Here is a 20,586-nt window from a genome sequence, read left to right on the forward strand (position 1 = left end):
CCGAGGACCGTCGGCGCAGAGCGCCCTTACTGTACGTTCTCTGCCTGAGAGCGTGCTCAGAGCCCGTGACGACTGCGTCGGCCAGGTGGCTGCACGCACGGACGGGCAGTGGATGCGAGTATGCCGCACACCAGCCAATAGGATGGTTACCTGTGACTCCCGCCGATCTTGCCGAACTGCTTCACGCGACCGCCGCGAAGGTGCTTGCCGACCGCGGCCTGGACGCATCCGTTCTTCCCGCGAAGCTGACCGTCGAGCGTCCCCGCAATCCCGAGCACGGCGATTACGCCACCAACGTGGCTCTACAGGTGGCGAAGAAGGCCGGAGCGAATCCGCGCGATTTCGCCGGCTGGCTCGCCGAGGCTCTCGCCGCCGACGCCGCGATCGCCGACGCCGATGTGGCCGGTCCCGGATTTCTCAACATTCGGCTGGCCGCTGCTGCTCAGGGCGAGATCGTCGCCCGAGTGCTCGCGGCCGGTGCCGAGTTCGGCAACGGTTCCTCGATGGCGGGCAAGAAGGTCAACCTCGAGTTCGTCTCGGCCAACCCGACCGGTCCGGTGCACCTCGGTGGCACCCGGTGGGCCGCGGTCGGCGATGCACTCGGTCGCATCCTGTCCGCGCACGGCGCAGAGGTCACCCGCGAGTACTTCTTCAACGATCACGGTGCTCAGATCGCGCGCTTCACGCAGTCGCTCATCGCAGCTGCGAAGGGTGAGCCGGCACCCGACAACGGCTACGCGGGCGAATACATCTCCGACATCGCAGCCCACGTGCTCACCGAGCAGCCCGATGCGCTCTCGTTGGACACCGAAGCGCAGGAGGAGGCGTTCCGGTCCATCGGCACCGAGTTGATGTTCGATCGGATCAAGGCGAACCTGCACGAGTTCGGCGTCGACTTCGATGTCTACTTCCACGAGAACTCGCTGTTCGAGTCCGGGGCAGTCGACAAGTCGGTCGAGTACCTCAAGACCTCGGGAAGCCTCTACGAGGAGGACGGGGCCTGGTGGCTCCGCTCCACCGACTTCGGCGACGACAAGGATCGCGTCGTCATCAAGAGCGACGGCAACGCCGCCTACATCGCCGGCGACATCGCCTACTTCCAGAACAAGCGGCAGCGCGGCTTCGACCTGTGCATCTACATGCTCGGAGCCGACCATCACGGATACATCGGACGACTCAAGGCGGCCGCGGCAGCGTTCGGAGACGATCCGGAAACCGTCGAGGTGCTCATCGGACAGATGGTCAACCTCGTCCGCGACGGCGTGGCCGTGAAGATGAGCAAGCGTGCCGGAACCGTCATCACCCTCGACGACCTGGTCGAAGCCATCGGCGTCGACGCCTCCCGGTACGTGATGATCCGCTCGTCCGTCGACTCCAGCATCGACATCGACCTCGCCCTGTGGGCGAGCGCGAGCAACGAGAACCCGGTGTACTACGTCCAGTACGCCCACGCCCGCCTGGCCTCGCTCGCGCGCAATGCCGCCGAACTGGGAATCGGCGCAGAACAACCGGATCTGAGCCTGCTCACCCATGAGCAGGAAGGCGAGCTGATCAGGACGATCGGCGAGTACCCCCGCGTGGTGGCCAGTGCCGCCGAACTACGCGAACCCCATCGGATCGCCCGCTACCTCGAAGAGCTGGCGGGGGCCTACCACCGTTTCTACGGTGCGTGTCGAGTACTTCCACAAGGAGACGAGGAGCCCGGACCTGTGAACACCGCACGACTGGCGTTGGGGAACGCGACCCGGCAGGTCTTGGCCAACGGCCTCGAACTGCTCGGGGTCAGCGCACCGGAGCGCATGTGAGCGCACATCCGGCCGGACCCAAGCACGCCGATACCCCCACGAAAGAGTCGATGTCCCATCGCCCGGCCGACGCGTCGGAGATGACGACACTGCCCGAGCAGGTGTGGCCCCGTAACGCCGAACGCGGTGAAGATGGAACGGTCCGTCTCGCCGGAGTATCGGTCACCGATCTCGCGGAGCAATACGGCACACCGCTGTTCGTCATCGACGAGGACGACTTTCGTTCGCGCTGCCGTGAAATGGCCGCCGCATTCGGCGCACCCGAGCGAGTCCATTACGCATCCAAGGCTTTTCTGTGCGGAGAGATCGCGCGCTGGGTGGCCGACGAAGGGCTCTCGCTCGACATCTGTTCCGGCGGCGAGCTGGCGATCGCACTGGCAGCCGGTTTCCCTGCGGACCGAATTGCCATGCACGGCAACAACAAATCCGTAGCCGAGCTCGAGGCGGGCGTGCGTGCAGGAGTCGAGCACGTGGTGCTCGACTCCAACATCGAAATCGAACGACTCGACGCCGTTGCAGGCGCGGCCGGTGTGGTGCAAGACGTCCTGATTCGCATCACTGTCGGTGTCGAAGCGCACACGCACGAGTTCATCGCCACCGCGCACGAGGATCAGAAGTTCGGCTTCTCCCTTGCCGACGGCTCCGCTCTCGAAGCGGTCCGCCGCGTGTTCGCTGCCGACAACCTCCGGCTCGTCGGACTGCACAGTCACATCGGTTCGCAGATCTTCGAGGTCGACGGCTTCGAACTGGCTGCGCACAAGGTCATCGGCTTGCTTCGAGACATCGTCTCGGAGTTCGGCGTCGACAAGACCGCGCAGATCTCGACGCTCGATCTCGGTGGCGGCATGGGCATTTCGTACGTGCCGAGCGACGACCCGCCGCCGGTGGAGCAGCTCGCGGCCAAGTTGACCGCCATCGTGGAGACGGAGTCCGCTGCGGTAGGACTGCCGGTCCCGACGATCGCCGTCGAACCGGGCCGCGCCATCGCCGGGCCGGGCACCGTCACGCTGTACGAGGTCGGCACCATCAAGGACGTCACCGTCGACAAGTCAACGCGCAGGCGCTACATCAGCGTCGACGGCGGAATGAGCGACAACATCAGAACCTCGCTCTATCAGGCCGAATACGACTGCCGATTGGTCTCGCGCTCGAGCGAGGCCGAGGCCGTCGTGGCGCGGGTGGTCGGAAAGCACTGCGAGAGCGGCGACATCGTCATCAAGAACACATGGATGCCGGCAGACGTCGGGCCGGGTGACCTGCTGGCCGTAGCGGCCACCGGGGCCTACTGCTACTCCATGTCCAGTCGCTACAACCTGCTGACGCGGCCTGCTGTGGTCGCGGTCAAGGACGGGCAGTCGCGCCTGATCCTGCGGCGGGAAACCATCGAAGATCTGCTCAGCTTGGAGGTTCAGCCATGACATCGAAGCCGATAGGCGTCGCCGTACTCGGACTCGGAAACGTCGGTAGCGAGGTCGTTCGAATCCTCACCGAGAACGCCGCAGATTTCGAGGCGAGAATCGGTGCGCCACTCGCGATTCGAGGCATCGCGGTGCGTCGGGTGGACGGCGATCGTGGGGTTCCGACCGAACTGCTCACCGACGACCCGGCCGAACTGGTCGGCCGTGACGACGTCGACATCGTCGTCGAGGTGCTCGGCGGCATCGACATTCCCCGCAAGCTCGTTCTGTCGGCCCTCGAGAAGGGCAAGTCCGTCATCACGGCGAACAAAGCCCTGTTGGCGGAATACACCGGCGAGCTGGCCGACGCGGCCGAGAAGTCCCGCGCCGACCTGTATTTCGAGGCGGCCGTGGCCGGAGCCATTCCGGTGGTCCGCCCGCTGATGCAGTCCCTCGCGGGCGACCGCGTGAACAAGGTGGCCGGCATCGTCAACGGCACCACCAACTTCATCCTCTCGGCCATGGACGAGACCGGCGCGGACTATGCCGAAACCCTCGCCGAGGCAGGCCGTCTGGGCTACGCCGAGGCCGACCCGACCGCCGATGTCGAAGGCTACGACGCAGCCTCGAAGGCGGCCATTCTGGCGTCCATCGCATTTCACACCCGGGTCACCGCAGGCGACGTCTACCGGGAAGGCATCAGCAAGATCACCGCGGACGACCTCGAAACGGCGAAGTCCCTCGACTGCACCATCAAGCTGCTGGCCATCTGCGAGCGGATCGTCACGCCCAAGGGCAAAGAGCGAATCTCCGCTCGGGTCTACCCGGCGCTCGTTCCGCTGAATCACCCGCTGGCATCGGTGAACGGAGCGTTCAACGCCGTGGTCGTCGAGGCAGAGGCAGCAGGCCGACTGATGTTCTACGGCCAAGGTGCAGGCGGAGCGCCGACCGCGTCCGCAGTACTCGGCGATCTGGTGATGGCCGCGCGCAACAAGTTCTACGGCGGACGTGGCCCGCTCGAATCGAAGTACGCCAAGCTCAAGGTGGCCCCCATGGGTGACATCCTCACTCGCTACTACGTCAGCATGCAGGTCGCGGACAAGCCCGGCGTACTCGCCACCGTGGCAGCCGAATTCTCCAAGCGCGACGTCAGCATCTCCACCGTGCGTCAGCAAGGGTCGGGTGACGGAGCCAGGCTCGTCGTGGTCACGCACCTTGCGGCCGACTCCGCACTGTCCGAAACCGTTGCATCCCTCGAGCAGCTCGACGTGGTCGTCAACGTCGCGAGCGTTCTCAGATTGGAAGGCACCACCGTATGAGCGTCCACACCCCCTGGCCCGGTCTGATCGAGGCGTACCGCTCACGTCTGGCGATCGGCCCGGATTGGAAGACCGTCACGCTGCGCGAAGGCGGCACTCCGCTGCTGCCGGCCGGGCACTTGTCCGAATTGACCGGGTGCACAGTGCATCTGAAGGTCGAGGGACTCAATCCCACCGGCTCCTTCAAGGACCGCGGCATGACCATGGCCGTCACCGACGCGCTCGCAAGGGGCCAGGAGGCCGTTCTCTGCGCCTCCACCGGCAACACCTCGGCGTCGGCAGCCGCCTATGCGGCCAAGGCCGGGATGAGCTGTGCCGTCCTGGTTCCGCAGGGCAAGATCGCCATGGGCAAGCTCGCTCAGGCAGTCATGCACGGAGCCAAGATCATTCAGGTGCAGGGCAACTTCGACGACTGCCTCGAGCTGGCCCGCAAGACCACTGCCGAGTTCCCGACCATCGGTCTGGTCAACTCCGTGAACCCCGTTCGCATCGAGGGGCAGAAGACCGCGGCCTTCGAGATCTGCGACGCCCTCGGCGATGCCCCGGACATCCACGCACTGCCGGTAGGCAACGCGGGCAACATCACCGCGTACTGGCGCGGCTACTCGGAGTACTTCCGTGACGGGCTCACCACCCGCAAGCCGCGGATGCTCGGGGTCCAGGCAGCAGGCGCTGCTCCGCTGGTTCACGGTGCGCCGGTGAAGGATCCGGAAACGATCGCCACCGCGATCCGGATCGGCTCGCCCGCGTCCTGGAACGGAGCCGTCAACGCCAAGGAAGAATCCAACGGCGCATTCCGTGCAGCCACCGACGAGGAGATCCTCGAGGCGTACCGCTTGATCGCCAGGACCGAGGGCGTGTTCGTCGAGCCCGCCTCCGCGGCCAGTGTCGCGGGGTTGCTCGCTGCCCGCAAGGAAGGCTGGCTCGAACCGGGCCTGACCGTCGTGTGCACCGTGACCGGAAACGGTCTCAAGGACCCCGATACCGCATTGTCGGGAATGCCTGTCGTAGAACCGATTTCCGTCGATCCCGTCGCTGTCGCGGCTGCGCTCGAGCTGGCCTGAGTTGACGGAATCTCCGGCCATGACGACGACACTCCCCATCGGGCTCACGGTCACCGCGCGCGTCCCGGCGTCCAGTGCCAACATCGGACCCGGATTCGACAGTCTCGGAATAGCTTTGGGCCTGTACGACGAAATCGAGGTCACGACCACTGCGTCGGGACTGCGGATTCACGTCGACGGTGAGGGCTCGGCAGACGTGCCGTGGGGTCCGACGCATCTGGTGGTGCGTGCCATCGAGCGGGGACTCGAAGCTGCCGGAGTGTGGGCCGACGGGCTCGATGTCCACTGCCGCAACGTGATTCCCCATTCGAGAGGGCTCGGTTCTTCGGCGTCTGCTGTGGTCGGAGGCATCGCTGCCGCCAACGCCCTCGCTGCGAAGGTGGATCCGTCGTTCGCTCTGTCGGAGCGTCAGCTCGTCCAGTTGTCCTCCGAATTCGAGGGTCATCCCGACAATGCGTCGGCGAGTTGCCTCGGCGGTGCCGTCGTATCGTGGAGTGAACCGCCCAATGCCAGTGTGACGTCACGGAGATACGCAGCTGTGCGGCTCGAGGTGCACCCCAGCATCAAGGTCGTCGTGCTCGTCCCGTCCGAGCGCTCGTCGACGTCGCACACGCGGGGGCTGTTGCCCGAGTTGGTGCCCCATCGTGACGCGGCCTTCAACGTCAGCCGAAGTGCACTTGCAGTGGTGGCACTGACCGAGCGCCCTGACCTGTTGATGTCCGCGACGGAGGATCTGCTGCATCAAGGTCAGCGCGCGCAGGCGTTGCCCGACACCACGCGCTGGATCGCCACTCTGCGTGCCCGGTCGATCGCCGCCGTGGTGTCCGGCGCGGGGCCGACGGTCATGGCGCTGTGTACCGAGGAGTTCCCGGCCGATCTTCGTGAGACCGCACTGGCCGAGGGGTGGCGGGTGCTCGACCTCGATGTGGCCGACGGAGTCACCGTCGCGTGACAAACGCGTCAGTAGGTTCTTGCCGAGTGAGGACAACGGCGCTATGGTGAACCCTGTCCGTACATCGTGCGCTTCAGACGCCGGTTTCGTCAGGGCAATCAGGTCGCTGTATTCGGGGGATTCAAACGTCCGAGTGATGTGACGCTCCTGGCTCGATCCTCCCCGTAGGTTTCTGCGGTCTCGGATCGATGGTGTCGTCGACGGAGTGCGTCGAACATGAACGGCAATATCCGAGTTCGGCAGAATGCCGAACTGCGGAACGAACCCTCGGCTGCGCATCGAGCGAGCGAGGGAAGGAAAGGACCTCCGTGACCGATACGGAACTCATCTCTGCGCCCGGAACGTCACGTCGCGCCGGCCTGTCCGGAATGGTTCTCACCGAGCTGCGCAGCCTCGCTGGCGAACTCGGCATCAAGAGCATCTCCGGCATGCGCAAGGGCGATCTGATCGCTGCCATCTCCGAGCGTCAGTCGGGCGGTGCCTCGGCCAAGTCGACCGCACCGAAATCCGACGCGCCGAAGTCCGACGCGCCACGGTCGCGTCGCGCAGCTGCCGCGGCACCCGCCGTCGAAGATCGGCCGACAACCGAGGCCGCACCGACCCAGTCGGCCCCCGAATCGCCGTCATCGGATGCCTCCGCGTCTGCGTCGGGCGATGCTGCCGATGCCACTCCCGAGACGGGTCGTCGGACACGTGGCCGTCGGGCAGCAGGTCGACGCGCCGGTGCGCCCGATCAGCTACCGCTGGAGGAAAGCAACGAACCGGCCGGAGCAGCCCCAGCGGCAACCGATTCTCCCGCGCCGACGGTGCAATCCGACAAGCAGGACGAGGCCGCCGACAGCGCTGCCACCGAACGCCCGCGACGCAGCCGAGGAGAACGAAACCGCCAGGACGGAGCAGATCGCGACCAGCGTGACGCCGAGGGCAACAGCGCGAACAGCAGCCGTGACACCGCGAACCGCGAGAACGGAAGCCGTAATCAAGGCGACCGGGATACGGCCAACCGCGAGAACGGCAGCGGCAGCCGCAATCAGGGCGACCGGGACAACTCCAACCGCGACAACGGCGGCCGCAATCAGGGCGATCGCAACGGCCGCAACCGCAATCAAGGCGACGGTCGTAACGACAACCGGAACGAGAGCCGCAACGAGGATCGCAACAACGGTCCCCGCGACAACCGCGACAACAATCAGGACGACGACGGTGAAGGCCGCGGACGTCGGGGTCGTCGGTTCCGTGAGCGTCGTCGTGGACGCGACCGCGGCGAAGGCAACGAGGGCGGCGGCGGACGCGAGCGCGACACCGAGATCCGCGAGGACGATGTTCTTCAGCCCGTAGCAGGCATCCTCGATGTCCTGGACAACTACGCGTTCGTCCGCACCTCCGGTTATCTTGCAGGCCCCAACGACGTCTACGTGTCCATGAATCTCGTTCGCAAGAACGGTCTTCGACGCGGCGACGCGGTGACCGGTGCCGTTCGGGTGGCACGTGAAGGCGAACAGCAGTCGAATCAGCGACAGAAGTTCAACCCGCTCGTGCGGTTGGACACCGTCAACGGTGGAGAGGTCGAGGCCGCCCGAAAGCGTCCCGAATTCGGCAAGCTCACCCCGCTCTACCCCAATCAGCGGTTGCGCCTCGAGACGCAGCAGAACATCCTCACCACGCGCATCATCGACCTGGTGATGCCGATCGGCAAGGGTCAGCGTGCGCTCATCGTCAGCCCACCGAAGGCAGGTAAGACCAGCGTTCTGCAGGCCATCGCCAACGCGATCGCGATCAACAACCCCGAGTGCTACCTGATGGTCATCCTCGTCGACGAACGTCCCGAGGAAGTGACGGACATGCAGCGCTCCGTCAAGGGTGAGGTCATCGCGTCGACGTTCGACCGGCCGCCGGGCGATCACACGGCGGTTGCGGAATTGGCGATCGAACGCGCCAAGCGGTTGGTCGAAGCAGGACAGGACGTGGTGGTTCTGCTCGACTCGATCACCCGTCTGGGGCGTGCGTACAACAACAGCTCGCCTGCATCGGGCCGAATCCTGTCCGGTGGCGTCGACTCGACCGCGTTGTACCCGCCGAAGCGGTTCCTCGGCGCGGCTCGAAACATCGAGCACGGTGGATCGTTGACGATCATCGCCACGGCCATGGTCGAAACCGGATCGACCGGCGACACGGTGATCTTCGAGGAGTTCAAGGGCACCGGCAACGCCGAGCTCAAGCTCGATCGCAAGATCGCCGAGCGTCGGGTGTTCCCGGCCGTCGACATCAACCCGTCGAGCACCCGCCACGACGAGCTGCTCCTTGCTCCCGACGAGGCGGCAGTGGTGCACAAGCTGCGGCGAGTGTTGTCCGGATTGGATTCCCATCAGGCGATCGACCTGCTGGTCGACCGTCTCAAGAAGAGCAAGAACAACCTCGAGTTCTTGATGGAAGTTTCGAAGACGGCGCCCGGCGGCAACAACGACTGATCCACGTTTCCCCGGATCTTTCGTCCGGGGAACAAGCCGACAGGTGCGCGCGTTGTAAGCATCTGTCGGCACAGAAGTACCGGCGATTAGCAGGTCAGATGCACGCTCTGGCATAATCAACGGCCGAGTCCGGTTCCGGTTCACGTCTTCGATCGGCGAAGACGACCCGGCGACCACTAGAGAGAACGGTAAGGACACCATGAAGGCAGGAATTCACCCCGACTACACACTGACGACAGTCGTCTGTGGTTGCGGCAATACTTTCGAGACCCGAAGCACCACCGACAAAGAGCGCATCAGCGTCGAGGTCTGCTCGCAGTGCCACCCCTTCTACACCGGCAAGCAGAAGATTCTCGACACCGGCGGCCGCGTCGCTCGCTTCGAGGCTCGCTACGGCAAGCGCGCCGGCAAGAAGGCCGACGCAGACAGCTAGCTGTTCCGCCGACGCCCGTCCTGTGCATCACAGGGCGGGCGTCGGCTTTTTTGTGTCCACGTTCAGTTGCACCGGCGTTCGAGAGTGAGTCATCAGCATGGCGAGAACAGACAAGCCTTCGGCCATCGACGACATCCTCGCCGAACATTCAGGCCTCGAGCAGCAACTCGCCGACCCAGCTCTGCACAACGATCCCTCCGCAGCCCGACGCGCAGGCAAGCGCTTCGCCGAACTGGCTCCGATCATGTCCGCGCACACCAAGTTGACCTCGGCGCAGGACGACTTGGAGGCCGCGCGTGAGTTGGCCGCAGACGATTCGTCCTTCGCAGTCGAGATCCCCGAACTCGAGGCCACGGTGTTGCGTCTCGAGCACACTCTGACCGACCTGCTGGCGCCGCGCGACCCGCACGACGGCGACGACATCGTGATGGAGGTAAAGTCGGGTGAGGGCGGAGAGGAATCCGCGCTCTTCGCGGCCGATCTCGCGCGGATGTACGTGCGCTACGCGGAACGACGCGGGTGGCGGGTCGAAGTTCTCGACGCGAACGTTTCGGATCTGGGTGGATACAAGGACGCGACGCTGTCGATCAAAACCAAGGATCCGCTCGACGGCGTCTGGGCGCGTCTGAAGTTCGAGGGCGGTGTTCACCGCGTGCAGCGTGTGCCGGTCACCGAATCGCAGGGGCGCGTGCACACCTCCGCTGCCGGCATCCTGGTCTACCCCGAACCCGACGAGGTCGAAGAGGTTCAGATCGACGAGTCCGATCTGCGCATCGACGTCTATCGGTCCTCGGGCAAGGGTGGTCAGGGCGTCAACACCACCGACTCCGCGGTTCGGATCACGCATTTGCCGACCGGCATCGTGGTGACCTGCCAGAACGAGCGCTCACAGTTGCAGAACAAGGCACGGGCGATGCAGGTGCTCGCAGCTCGTCTGCAGGCGGCCGCGGAAGAAGCGGCCGACGAAGAGGCATCGGCAGGCAGGGCCAGTCAGGTCCGCACGGTCGACCGCTCGGAGCGGATCAGAACCTACAACTACCCCGAGAACCGCATCACCGACCATCGAATCGGATTCAAGGCGCACAACCTCGACGCCCTCCTCGACGGTGAGATGGATGCGTTGCTCGACGCCCTTGCCAAGGCGGACCGCGATGCGCGCATGCAAGCAGAGTAGCTGCGGCACAAGGCTTTACAGATTTCGCCGGGCCGGATCGTCGAACGGTGCGATACCCTGGCGGCCAGGTTCGACCCGTACCAGCGCCCGAGAGGCACATCAGAGATGAACCAGGCCCTGACTCCCGCAGGCGAGAACGCCGTAACCGAGCTGTCGTCGCGCTACGGCGTCTCGACCGACGCCGTCCGCACCATGCTCGACGCCGTCAACAACGGCCGCGGCACCATGGCGCAGTTCAACATCCCGGAGCTCGGCGGCAGCGGTCAGTGGATGCGCGGCGGAATGACCATGGTGGGCAACATGTTCGACCACGGACTCAAGAGTCGGGTCGACGGCCTCTGCCGTGATCTCTCGGCAGTGTTGGCGCAGCATCAGGTGTACCCACCCAGGGAGACCAGCGGCGGTTCCTTCGGCGGCAACTCCTTCGGCGGTGGCTCGTGGTGGCCGTCCGATCTGGGTGCACCGAGCTCGAGCGGCGGTCAGAACGGCTCACAGTATGCAGTGTTCCCGGGGTCTCGACGCCTCGCCGTACTGGTCGGGGGCGAGCTGGCCGTCTACGACACGCTCGATCACTCCATCGGGGGAGTTCAGCAACAGCAGGGCGGTGGACCGGGGTCGCTCGAGTTCACCAGCCAGTACGGCACGTTCACCGCCGGCAGTCTGCCCCGCGTCGACCAGCAGTCGAGCGGAACGAACGCGCAGAACCAGGTTGCGCCCCAGTCCGCTGCGCAGACGTACGTGCAACAGTCCTCGCCTCCGCAGTCCTCGAATCAGCCGTCCCAGAGCAATCCGTCGGGTGTCGACATCGCCGACATCACTGCTGCTATCGAGGCACTCGCCGGATTGCACGCCAAGGGCTTCCTCACCGACGACGAGTTCTACGCCAAGAAATCGGAGTTGCTGGGACGCGTGTGACCAGGTTGTCGGTGCCACATGGCAGTCTGAAGAGGTGAGTCGCAAGCCGCTACGTCTGGCAATACTCGAAGCAACGTCGATGCTCGAGGCGGCCGGTGTGCCGAGTCCTCGGGTCGATGCCGAACTCCTGGCCGCGCACCTGGTCGGTGTGGAGCGCGGCCGTCTCGGTCTGGTTCCGCTTGTCGAACCCGAGCTTGTCGAGGCGTACTTCCGCACAGTCGAGCAACGCGCCAAACGCATTCCGCTGCAATACATCACGGGCACGACGTCACTGGGCAACATCGACGTCGAAGTAGGGCCGGGAGTGTTCGTGCCCCGGCCGGAGACCGAATTGCTGCTGGCCTGGGCTCTGGCGTACATCGAGAACGTCGATCACCATCCGCCGGTTGTTCTCGATCTGTGCACGGGCTCGGGAGCGCTGGCACTGGCGATCGCCAATGCCCGCCCGGACGCCGTCGTGCATGCCGTAGAACTCGACCCGTCGGCATTGGCGTGGGCCCGGCGCAATGCCGATCTGCGCAGCGGCCAGGGCGACACCCCGATCACACTGCACCACGGCGACGTCACGGCACGCGATGTACTGACCGAACTCGACGGTGCAGTCGACATGATCGTCGCCAACCCGCCGTACATCCCGGAGGGGGCAGACCTCGATCCCGAGGTTCTCGAGCACGACCCACACATGGCGCTGTTCGGCGGCTCGGACGGACTCTCGGTCATCGAACCGATGATCGGCAACATCGCCCGCTGGCTCAGGATCGGCGGCGGGGTAGCCATCGAACACGACGACTCCAACGGAGCCGAGGTGGCCGCCCTGCTCTCTCGTCGACGGGTGTTCACCGAGGTCATCGAGCATCCTGATCTGGCGGGTAGGCCCAGGTTCGTCGTCGCTGCACGGGCCGACTCGGCCCGGGCCTGACGACGGCAGAAGAAGACGGGCGACACCTGACATCACTTCGTTATCGAAGGTGGAAGGATGGGTGCCGTGAGTACCGTTTACGACTGCCGTGAAGCCGATGCGCGCGCTGCCGGATTGACCGCGGCGCGCGGTGCACTCAAGTCCGGCCGACTCGTCGTGATGCCCACCGACACCCTGTACGGGATTGCCGCCGATGCATTCGACGGCAGCGCTGTCACCGATCTGCTGCGCGCCAAGGGCAGGGGGCGCGACATGCCGGTGCCCGTGCTCGTCGGTTCGTGGAACACCATCGACGGCCTGGTCCAGAGTGTGCGGCCACGCACCCGAGACCTGATTCGCGCGTTCTGGCCCGGCGCGTTGAGCATCGTCGTGCAGCAAGCTCCGTCCCTGGCCTGGGATCTGGGTGATGCTCAGGGCACCGTGATGCTGCGGATGCCGCTGCACCCGGTTGCTCTCGAGCTACTGCGCGAGGTCGGCCCGCTCGCGGTGTCCAGTGCCAACATCTCCGGCAGTCCACCTGCCACCACCGTGACCGAGGCGCGAGATCAACTCGGCGGCTCGGCCGCGGTATACCTGGACGGGGGACCGGCCGATCACGCGGTGGCGTCGACCATCGTGGATCTGACGAGCGATCGAGCACGGATTCTGCGGGTCGGTGCCGTTCCCACCGCGGAGATTGCCGAGGTTCTCGGTGTCACCGCCGAAAGCCTGGTCCCGGGAGCGTCCTGATATGCCCGTTCATCCCGTACGCCGTTGCGCATGAGCGTCGCTCAGGGAAGCGTCGAGGTACTCGCTCAGTCGAATCTGGGTGCAGGCGTTCCGATCCGCGAGCTACTGCTGGTGTTCCTCACGGCGGCGGTGGTCACGTTCTTCGCCACCGGTGGAGTCCGAGTAGCGGCAATCAAGTTCGGTGCCGTCGCCGTTCCTCGTGATCGCGACGTCCACGTGCAGGCCACCCCGAGACTCGGGGGAGTGGGCATCTACGCGGGCATGCTCGCAGCGCTGCTGTTCGCGTCGCAGTTGCCCGCGCTGGCCCGGGGATTCGACGTCGCCTACAACCGTGACATTCCGGCGGCGCTGGTCGCCGGGTTCGTGATCGTGCTGGTCGGCGTCATCGACGATCGGTGGGGTCTGGACGCACTGACCAAGTTCGTCGGCCAGGTGACGGCCGCAGGTGTGCTGGTGATCATGGGTGTGAGTTGGGTCGTGCTGTACCAGCCCTGGGGAGGTGAACCCGGTCAGCCGGGCAGCACCCTCGTGCTCGATCAATTGCAGGCCGGGTTGGTGACGGTTCTGATCACCGTCGTGATCGTCAACGCAATGAACTTCGTCGACGGCCTCGACGGGCTGGCTGCAGGCCTCGGGCTCATTTCGTCGGTGGCTATCTGCATATTTTCGGTGGGATTGTTGCAGGAGCAGGGTGGTGACGTCGGTGTGTATCCACCGGCGCTGATCGCTGCAGCGCTGGCCGGCGCGTGCCTGGGGTTTCTTCCGCACAACTTTCAACCCGCACGTATCTTCATGGGCGATTCGGGATCCATGCTCATCGGGCTTACTTTGGCCACGGTTTCGACGAGTGCTTCGGGCCGGATTCCGTTGACTGCATACGGCCCACGCGATCTGCTGGGTTTGCTGTCGCCGTTGCTGCTGGTCGGAGCCGTGATGCTCATCCCGATCCTGGACCTGCTGCTGGCCGTCATTCGCCGCACCAGGGCCGGGCGGAGTCCCTTCAGCCCGGACAAGATGCACTTGCATCACCGGCTGCTACAGATCGGTCACTCGCACCGTCGGGTGGTGCTGGTGATCTACCTGTGGGTCGGTGTCCTTGCCTTCGGGGCTGTCGGATCTTCATTGCTGGATCGCAGAATAGTGGTGCTACTGGTCGCAGCAGGTCTCGTGTTCGCGCTGGTTGTCACCGCTGTGCCCACGTTGAGGGTGGACAGATCGCGGGGCCGGGAACAGCGAAGCATTCGACGCGGAGCCTGATCCCGTCGGCCGCTGTCGGTCGCGCGCTGGGTAGTCTCGACAACTGTGACCTTCACTCCGCAGTCCATGCCCGACCAGTTCGCGCCGCTTCGCACCGCGGTTCGATACGGACTGATCGGACTGGTGGTACTCACCGTGGTGAGCGTCGGAATTTCCGTCGCAGCGGCCGGAACACCCGGTCTGTGGGGATCGCTCATCGGTGTGGCGATCGGTGGCGGCTTCGTCATCACGACCGCACTGTCGGTAGCCCTCACCACGCGTTTCCCCGCCTCGGCCGTCGGGGCCCTGCTGCTCGGCGGGTGGCTGGTGAAGATGGTGATCGCGTTGATCGTGCTCGTCGCTCTGAAGGACGCGGGCTTCTACAGTCGCTACGCGCTGGGGCTGACGATTCTCGGAGCGCTCGTGGTGGTTCTCGGGGCCGAAGTATTCGGAGTGGTCAAGACCAAGGTCGCCTACGTGGACAGCGCGCCCTCCGAAGATGAGACCGACAATCGGTAGTACGACAGGCTGTCGTAATCGGTTAAGCTGAGGCCCGCCTACACAACGTCGTAGTTCTGTTGATAAAGTTTGCATCAAGCGGTGGGCAAGACCGGGACAAAAGAGACTTTTTCCCCGGATTGCACCCCGCAGGTAGCAGTCAGCGTGAGCTTCCTTACAGTAGGCCCGGAGTCACAGACTTCGGCAACGTAAGGTTTCGCCCTGAGAGTTGCCGAGTCGACGTGAGTCGCCGACACCCGACAGACGCTTGGCCGATGAAGACCGGGCCTCAGCCTCTGACGATTGCGAGCCGATTTTCGTCGACTTGATAGATCGTCATTGTCCGATCGAACCGCTGCCGCTACCCGGCTGCGGCCCGAACACGGGAGAGACCGCTGAGCGTCACCAATCTGGCTGCGGAGTTCCATCCGCCGTCACTATCCGATTTCTTTCCTCCCGCGGTGCTGTTCGAGGGAACCCCGTTCGAGCTCGACCGGCTGATGCTCATTCGCATCCTGATGTCGGCGCTGCTGATCGTCTTCATGCTGATTGCATTGCGCAGCCCCAAGATCGTTCCTCGCGGGATTCAGAACGTCGCCGAGATCGCTCTCGACTTCGTTCGGATCCACGTCGCAGAGGATGTTCTCGGTAAGGAACAGGGACGTCGCTTCCTGCCCGTCATCATGACCATCTTCTTCACGGTGTTGGCGGTGAACGCCAGCGCAGTCATTCCGTTCCTGAACATTTCGTCCAACGCCAGGATCGGGCTGCCCATCGTGCTGGCCGCGGTCGCATACGTCGCGTTCATCTACGCAGGTGTGAAGAAGTTCGGTGCAGCCAAGTTCGTCAAGGGCACCATCGTCATCCCCGGCATTCCGCCGGCCATGCACGTGCTGCTCATTCCGCTCGAGTTCATCTCGAACTTCGTACTGCGCCCGTTCACGCTGACAGTGCGTCTGCTGGCCAACATGCTGGCCGGCCACATCATGCTGGTGCTGTTCTTCAGCGCCACACAGTTCTTCCTCTTCGAGGCGTCTGCCGGCCTGAAGATCTTCGCGGCACCCTCGCTCATCATGGGCTTCCTGTTCACGATGTTCGAGATGCTCGTGATCTTCCTGCAGGCGTACATCTTCGCGCTGCTGACGGCGATCTACATCGATCTGTCGCTGCACGCCGACTCGCACTGACCGACCAACAGACCGAACCAGCTACACCGCCACCTCCGACACCCGGATGTGGACCGAAGAAAGGGAACGGAAAACCCAATGAGCCTCGAACTTCTGGCCCAGGCACAGGAAATCACCGCAAAGGGCTACGGAGCCATCGGCTACGGCCTCGCAGCCATCGGCGGCGGCATCGGCCTCGGCCTCGTGGTCGCCAAGAACATGGAAGCGACCGCTCGTCAGCCCGAGCTGGCCGGTCAGCTCCGTACGACCATGTTCCTCGGCATTGCATTCACCGAGTCCCTCGCCCTGATCGGCCTCGTCGCCGGCTTCATTCTCTGAGAGCGCGATGACAAACGCGATAGCGCTGCTCGCAGCCGGGGCCGAGGGGGAGGAATCCCCGAACCCGCTGCTGCCCGCAACATACGACATCGTTTGGTCGATCGTCTGTGTCGTCATCATCGGCTTCCTCTTCTGGAAGTACGTCGTACCTCGTTTCCAGACGGTTCTCGCTGAGCGTTCCGAGCTCATCGAAGGCGGAATCAAGAAGGCCGAGCAGGCACAGGCCGAGGCCAAGGCTGCTCTCGAGCAGTACCACGCTCAACTGGCCGATGCCCGTTCCGAGGCCGCGCAGATCCGTGAGGAAGCGCGTACCCAGGGACAGGCGATTCTCGCCGAGATGAAGGAAAAGGCGCAGGAAGAGAGCGATCGGATCGTGGCCGCAGGTCACAATCAGCTCGTTGCTCAGCGTCAGCAGATCGTCACGGAGCTTCGTGGAGATCTGGGACGTACGGCCGTCGAACTCGCTGAGAAGGTCATCGGAGAGCAACTGTCCGACGACGCAAAGCGGTCCAGTTCGATCGATCGCTTCCTCAACGAGCTGGATTCCGTCACCGCGGACTCCGCATCCGGAAAGTGAGTCGAACCATGTACGCAACTTCTCGTGAGGCACTCGCCCGCACGCGGTCGGTTGCCCACGAAGCTCTGGGGTCCGCGTCGGGGGGCGAGGCAACCGCCGTCGCTGCTCAGACCGGAGCCGAGTTGTTCGCCGTCGTCGAGACTCTCGACGCGCAGCGCACGTTGCGTACCGCTCTCGCCGACTCGTCGGTCGAGGGCGTTCGGCGTAGCAATCTGGCCGGGGAGGTCTTCTCCGGTCAGGTGTCGAGTGCAACGGCGACCATCGTCAAGGCTGCTGCCGGCGAGAGCTGGTCTACGGCTCGCGACATGCTGAACTCGCTGGTCGAGTTGGGGCGTGAGGCTCTGCTTCGCGCCGCGGCCGACCAGGATCAGTTGGACACGGTCGAGGACGAGCTTTTCCGGCTCGGGCGCATCGTGGCTGCGAACCCGCAGCTCGAGCAGGCGCTGTCGGATCGGTCGAAGCCGTCGCAGGCCAAGCGCGAACTGCTCGGCCGGCTGCTCTACGGCAAGGTCACCGCGGTCACCGAGGCGCTTGCAGTTCAGGCTGTGACGCGTCCGCGGAAGGCCGCACCCGCCGACGTACTGAACGGACTGGCCGATCTGGCCGCCGAGCAGCGCGACCGCGCGGTTGCACACGTCCGCAGCGCAGCACCGTTGAACGACAGTCAGCTCGAGAAGCTGACCGCAACCTTGACCCGCACGTACGGCAAGCAGGTCACGGTGCACGTAGAGGTCGATACCGAACTGCTCAGCGGACTTGTCGTTCGTATCGGCGACGAGGTCATCGACGGTAGCGGGGCAGGCCGCCTCGCTGCATTGCGAAAGACGCTCAAATAGTCCGACACGGACACAGTAACGAGAAGAAGCGTCTCGACTTTCGAGACATTTCACCCCGCGATCATTTGAAGGAAGAGCAGGAAACACTATGGCGGAGCTGACGATCTCCTCCGACGAGATCCGTAGCGCGATCGATAACTTCACCGCGAGCTACTCACCGGAGTCTTCCCGCGAGGAGGTCGGCACGGTTACGGACACGAGCGACGGAATCGCTCACGTGTCCGGATTGCCGTCGGCGATGTCCAACGAACTCCTGGAATTCCCCGGCGGAGTCCTCGGTGTCGCGCTGAACCTGGATGCCACCGAAATCGGTGCCGTCATCCTCGGTGACTACGAGCACATCGAAGAAGGCCAGGAAGTCAAGCGAACCGGAGACGTGCTGTCGGTCCCCGTGGGCGACGGCTACCTCGGTCGCGTCGTGGACCCGCTGGGTAAGCCCATCGACGGCCTCGGCGACATCGAGTCCTCCGAGACTCGCGCCCTCGAACTGCAGGCTGCCTCGGTGCTGGAGCGTCAGCCCGTCGAAGAGCCGCTGCAGACCGGTATCAAGGCGATCGACGCCATGACCCCGATCGGCCGCGGCCAGCGTCAGCTCATCATCGGCGACCGCAAGACGGGCAAGACCGCGGTCTGCATCGACGCGATCCTGAACCAGAAGGCCAACTGGGAGAGCGGTGACGAGAAGAAGCAGGTTCGCTGCATCTACGTCGCCATCGGCCAGAAGGGCTCCACGATCGCAGGCGTCAAGGCTGCACTCGAAGAGCAGGGCGCACTCGAATACACGACCATCGTCGCGGCTCCCGCGTCCGATTCGGCCGGCTTCAAGTGGCTCGCCCCGTACACCGGCTCGGCCATCGGCCAGCACTGGATGTACCAGGGCAAGCACGTCCTCATCGTGTTCGACGACCTCACCAAGCAGGCCGAGGCCTACCGCGCCATCTCACTGCTGCTGCGTCGCCCGCCGGGCCGCGAGGCATACCCCGGTGACGTTTTCTACTTGCACTCCCGTCTGCTCGAGCGCTCGGCGAAGCTGTCCGACGAACTCGGCGGCGGATCGTTGACGGCTCTGCCGATCATCGAGACCAAGGCCAACGACGTCTCGGCGTACATCCCGACCAACGTCATCTCCATCACCGACGGCCAGGTCTTCCTCGAGTCGGATCTGTTCAACAAGGGCGTCCGTCCCGCGATCAACGTGGGTATCTCGGTGTCCCGAGTCGGCGGTGCCGCGCAGACCAAGGGCATGAAGAAGGTCTCCGGATCTCTCCGTCTCGAGCTGGCTCAGTTCCGCGAGCTCGAAGCCTTCTCTGCATTCGCATCCGACCTCGACGCAGCCTCCAAGGCTCAGCTCGAGCGCGGCGCACGTCTGGTAGAGCTGCTCAAGCAGGATCAGTACTCGCCGGTTGCCGTCGAAGATCAGATTGTATCGATCTGGCTCGCCGGCCAGGGCACGTACGACTCGGTTCCCGTGGGCGACGTACGTCGCTTCGAGACCGAGTTGCTCGAGGATCTGCACCGCAACGCCAGCGGCGTCTACGACAGCATTGCCGGTGGCAAGGCTCTCGACGAGGACAACCAGAAGGCGCTGACCGAGGCGACCGAGAAGTTCAAAGCCGGATTCGTCGACTCCGATGGCAACCGCGTCGTCAACGAGGCCGAGGCCGACACTCTGAACGCCGATGAGGTCAGCCAGGAGCAGGTCAACGTCACCCGCAAGACAGTCAGCAAGTAGGCCGGCGATGACAGGTGACAAGACGAGCACAGAAGGGAGCGTGAACAGCTAGATGGCAAGCATTCTCGAGCTTCGCTCCCGTATCAAGTCGGTCAACTCGACCAAGAAGATCACCAAGGCACAAGAGTTGATCGCGACATCGCGAATCACCAAGGCGCAGGCCCGCGTTGCCGCATCGAAGCCGTACGCGGAGGAGATCACCAAGGTGCTCTCCGCGCTGGCAAGTGCATCGAGCTCGCTCGATCACCCGCTGCTCAACGAGCGACCCGAGCCCAAGCGCGCAGCGGTCCTGGTCGTGACCAGCGACCGCGGTATGTGCGGCGGCTACAACTCCAATGTCCTCAAGGAGACGGAGGAGCTGTTCCAGTTGCTCCGCTCCGAGGGCAAGGATCCGGTCATCTACGTGCTCGGTGCAAAAGGCTTGGGCTACTACACGTTCCGCGAGCGGGACGTGAAGGGAGCCTGGACCGGCTTCTCGCAGGAGCCCGGTTACGCCGATGCCGCCAAGGCCAGCAAGCACTTGGTCGAGCTGTTCATGGCCGGCTCGGGTACCGAGGTCGACGCTCCCAACGGTGAAGGCACCGTCGAGGGCGTGGACGAGTTGCACATCGTGTACACCCGCTTCGTGTCGATGCTCACGCAGAAGCCCGAAGTTCGCCGTATGGCACCGCTCGAAATCTCGTACACCGACGAGGAGTTCGAGATGGGTGCAGACGCGTTGAGCGACTCGCCGACAGCAGATGTGCAGGCACAGTACGAGTTCGAGCCGGAGGCAGGAACTCTGCTCTCGGCGCTGCTGCCCAAGTACATCAGCACCAGGATCTACGCGTCGTTGCTCGATGCAGCAGCGTCGGAGTCCGCGGCGCGTCGTACCGCCATGAAGGCAGCGACGGACAACGCGAACGAATTGGTCGAGACCTTGAGCCGTCAGGCCAACCAGGCTCGGCAGGCCCAGATCACCCAGGAAATCAGCGAAATCGTCGGTGGCGCTAACGCGTTGGCTGACAGCGCAGGAAGTGACTAAGCA

Annotated in this window: 19 protein-coding genes; all 19 read left to right on the forward strand. The window is 64.5% G+C overall.

The window, feature by feature from the left end; genetic code table 11:
• Positions 1 to 152 precede the first annotated feature (152 nt).
• The 19 genes from argS to ACNEOT_RS24865 all read left to right on the forward strand — a co-directional run bounded on the left by argS (position 153) and on the right by ACNEOT_RS24865 (position 20,583).
• Entirely contained in the window at positions 153 to 1,805 is a 1,653-nt protein-coding gene (argS, locus tag ACNEOT_RS24775; RefSeq protein WP_415977385.1) for an arginine--tRNA ligase, read from the forward strand.
• Positions 1,802 to 3,223: a diaminopimelate decarboxylase gene (gene lysA / locus ACNEOT_RS24780; protein WP_415977386.1), complete on the forward strand. Its 1,422-nt coding sequence runs from the start codon at positions 1,802 to 1,804 to the stop codon at positions 3,221 to 3,223. The genes argS and lysA overlap by 4 nt, the downstream gene beginning before the upstream one ends.
• Entirely contained in the window at positions 3,220 to 4,521 is a 1,302-nt protein-coding gene (locus tag ACNEOT_RS24785; RefSeq protein ID WP_415977387.1) for a homoserine dehydrogenase, read from the forward strand. Before lysA ends, ACNEOT_RS24785 begins: the two co-directional genes overlap by 4 nt.
• On the forward strand, positions 4,518 to 5,585 hold the full coding sequence (thrC, locus tag ACNEOT_RS24790; protein ID WP_045840891.1) for a threonine synthase: 1,068 nt from the start codon (positions 4,518 to 4,520) through the stop codon (positions 5,583 to 5,585). The genes ACNEOT_RS24785 and thrC overlap by 4 nt, the downstream gene beginning before the upstream one ends.
• Positions 5,586 to 5,604: 19 nt before the next feature.
• Positions 5,605 to 6,537: a homoserine kinase gene (gene thrB / locus ACNEOT_RS24795; protein WP_415977388.1), complete on the forward strand. Its 933-nt coding sequence runs from the start codon at positions 5,605 to 5,607 to the stop codon at positions 6,535 to 6,537.
• Positions 6,538 to 6,845: 308 nt separating this feature from the next.
• Positions 6,846 to 9,005 carry a transcription termination factor Rho gene (rho, locus tag ACNEOT_RS24800; protein ID WP_415977389.1) on the forward strand — a complete coding sequence of 720 codons (2,160 nt, stop codon included), beginning with the start codon at positions 6,846 to 6,848 and terminating at the stop codon, positions 9,003 to 9,005.
• Between the two features lie 199 nt (positions 9,006 to 9,204).
• A complete protein-coding gene (rpmE, locus tag ACNEOT_RS24805) occupies positions 9,205 to 9,438 on the forward strand; it encodes a 50S ribosomal protein L31 (RefSeq protein WP_008715081.1) in 234 nt (77 codons plus the stop codon).
• 97 nt (positions 9,439 to 9,535) lie between these two features.
• Complete coding sequence (gene prfA / locus ACNEOT_RS24810) at positions 9,536 to 10,612, forward strand: peptide chain release factor 1 (protein ID WP_415977390.1); 1,077 nt, start codon at positions 9,536 to 9,538, stop codon at positions 10,610 to 10,612.
• Positions 10,613 to 10,717: 105 nt separating this feature from the next.
• Positions 10,718 to 11,527, forward strand: coding sequence for an SHOCT domain-containing protein (locus ACNEOT_RS24815; protein ID WP_415977391.1), 810 nt, complete (start codon positions 10,718 to 10,720; stop codon positions 11,525 to 11,527).
• Positions 11,528 to 11,561: 34 nt separating this feature from the next.
• Complete coding sequence (prmC, locus tag ACNEOT_RS24820) at positions 11,562 to 12,446, forward strand: peptide chain release factor N(5)-glutamine methyltransferase (protein WP_415977392.1); 885 nt, start codon at positions 11,562 to 11,564, stop codon at positions 12,444 to 12,446.
• A gap of 66 nt (positions 12,447 to 12,512) precedes the next feature.
• The gene (locus ACNEOT_RS24825) at positions 12,513 to 13,175 is read left to right on the forward strand and encodes an L-threonylcarbamoyladenylate synthase (RefSeq protein WP_415977394.1); all 663 of its coding nucleotides are present in this window, start codon (positions 12,513 to 12,515) and stop codon (positions 13,173 to 13,175) included.
• 30 nt (positions 13,176 to 13,205) lie between these two features.
• Complete coding sequence (locus ACNEOT_RS24830; RefSeq protein ID WP_415977396.1) at positions 13,206 to 14,432, forward strand: glycosyltransferase family 4 protein; 1,227 nt, start codon at positions 13,206 to 13,208, stop codon at positions 14,430 to 14,432.
• Positions 14,433 to 14,498: 66 nt separating this feature from the next.
• Positions 14,499 to 14,930, forward strand: coding sequence for a hypothetical protein (locus ACNEOT_RS24835; RefSeq protein ID WP_415977417.1), 432 nt, complete (start codon positions 14,499 to 14,501; stop codon positions 14,928 to 14,930).
• A gap of 440 nt (positions 14,931 to 15,370) precedes the next feature.
• Positions 15,371 to 16,096, forward strand: coding sequence for a F0F1 ATP synthase subunit A (atpB, locus tag ACNEOT_RS24840; protein ID WP_373453675.1), 726 nt, complete (start codon positions 15,371 to 15,373; stop codon positions 16,094 to 16,096).
• A gap of 78 nt (positions 16,097 to 16,174) precedes the next feature.
• A complete protein-coding gene (locus tag ACNEOT_RS24845) occupies positions 16,175 to 16,414 on the forward strand; it encodes an ATP synthase F0 subunit C (RefSeq protein WP_032368773.1) in 240 nt (79 codons plus the stop codon).
• Between the two features lie 7 nt (positions 16,415 to 16,421).
• A complete protein-coding gene (locus ACNEOT_RS24850) occupies positions 16,422 to 16,991 on the forward strand; it encodes a F0F1 ATP synthase subunit B (protein WP_317566527.1) in 570 nt (189 codons plus the stop codon).
• 8 nt (positions 16,992 to 16,999) lie between these two features.
• The gene (locus ACNEOT_RS24855; protein ID WP_415977397.1) at positions 17,000 to 17,827 is read left to right on the forward strand and encodes a F0F1 ATP synthase subunit delta; all 828 of its coding nucleotides are present in this window, start codon (positions 17,000 to 17,002) and stop codon (positions 17,825 to 17,827) included.
• Between the two features lie 88 nt (positions 17,828 to 17,915).
• The gene (gene atpA / locus ACNEOT_RS24860) at positions 17,916 to 19,559 is read left to right on the forward strand and encodes a F0F1 ATP synthase subunit alpha (RefSeq protein ID WP_415977399.1); all 1,644 of its coding nucleotides are present in this window, start codon (positions 17,916 to 17,918) and stop codon (positions 19,557 to 19,559) included.
• A gap of 52 nt (positions 19,560 to 19,611) precedes the next feature.
• Positions 19,612 to 20,583: a F0F1 ATP synthase subunit gamma gene (locus ACNEOT_RS24865; protein ID WP_094614645.1), complete on the forward strand. Its 972-nt coding sequence runs from the start codon at positions 19,612 to 19,614 to the stop codon at positions 20,581 to 20,583.
• Positions 20,584 to 20,586: the final 3 nt, after the last annotated feature.

The sequence above is a fragment of the Rhodococcus sp. 077-4 genome, from assembly GCF_047782425.1.
GTDB lineage: Bacteria > Actinomycetota > Actinomycetes > Mycobacteriales > Mycobacteriaceae > Rhodococcoides.

Excerpts from the sequence above, each read along its gene's own strand:
- ACNEOT_RS24815 (WP_415977391.1), top strand. The coding sequence starts at position 10,718 with ATGAACCAGGCCCTGACTCCCGCAGGCGAGAACGCCGTAACCGAGCTG.
- thrB (WP_415977388.1), top strand. The coding sequence starts at position 5,605 with ATGACGACGACACTCCCCATCGGGCTCACGGTCACCGCGCGCGTCCCG.
- ACNEOT_RS24835 (WP_415977417.1), top strand. The coding sequence starts at position 14,499 with ATGCCCGACCAGTTCGCGCCGCTTCGCACCGCGGTTCGATACGGACTG.
- ACNEOT_RS24785 (WP_415977387.1), top strand. The coding sequence starts at position 3,220 with ATGACATCGAAGCCGATAGGCGTCGCCGTACTCGGACTCGGAAACGTC.
- thrC (WP_045840891.1), top strand. The coding sequence starts at position 4,518 with ATGAGCGTCCACACCCCCTGGCCCGGTCTGATCGAGGCGTACCGCTCA.
- ACNEOT_RS24830 (WP_415977396.1), top strand. The coding sequence starts at position 13,206 with ATGAGCGTCGCTCAGGGAAGCGTCGAGGTACTCGCTCAGTCGAATCTG.
- atpA (WP_415977399.1), top strand. The coding sequence starts at position 17,916 with ATGGCGGAGCTGACGATCTCCTCCGACGAGATCCGTAGCGCGATCGAT.
- prfA (WP_415977390.1), top strand. The coding sequence starts at position 9,536 with ATGGCGAGAACAGACAAGCCTTCGGCCATCGACGACATCCTCGCCGAA.
- rpmE (WP_008715081.1), top strand. The coding sequence starts at position 9,205 with ATGAAGGCAGGAATTCACCCCGACTACACACTGACGACAGTCGTCTGT.
- ACNEOT_RS24845 (WP_032368773.1), top strand. The coding sequence starts at position 16,175 with ATGAGCCTCGAACTTCTGGCCCAGGCACAGGAAATCACCGCAAAGGGC.
- ACNEOT_RS24855 (WP_415977397.1), top strand. The coding sequence starts at position 17,000 with ATGTACGCAACTTCTCGTGAGGCACTCGCCCGCACGCGGTCGGTTGCC.
- ACNEOT_RS24850 (WP_317566527.1), top strand. The coding sequence starts at position 16,422 with ATGACAAACGCGATAGCGCTGCTCGCAGCCGGGGCCGAGGGGGAGGAA.
- ACNEOT_RS24865 (WP_094614645.1), top strand. The coding sequence starts at position 19,612 with ATGGCAAGCATTCTCGAGCTTCGCTCCCGTATCAAGTCGGTCAACTCG.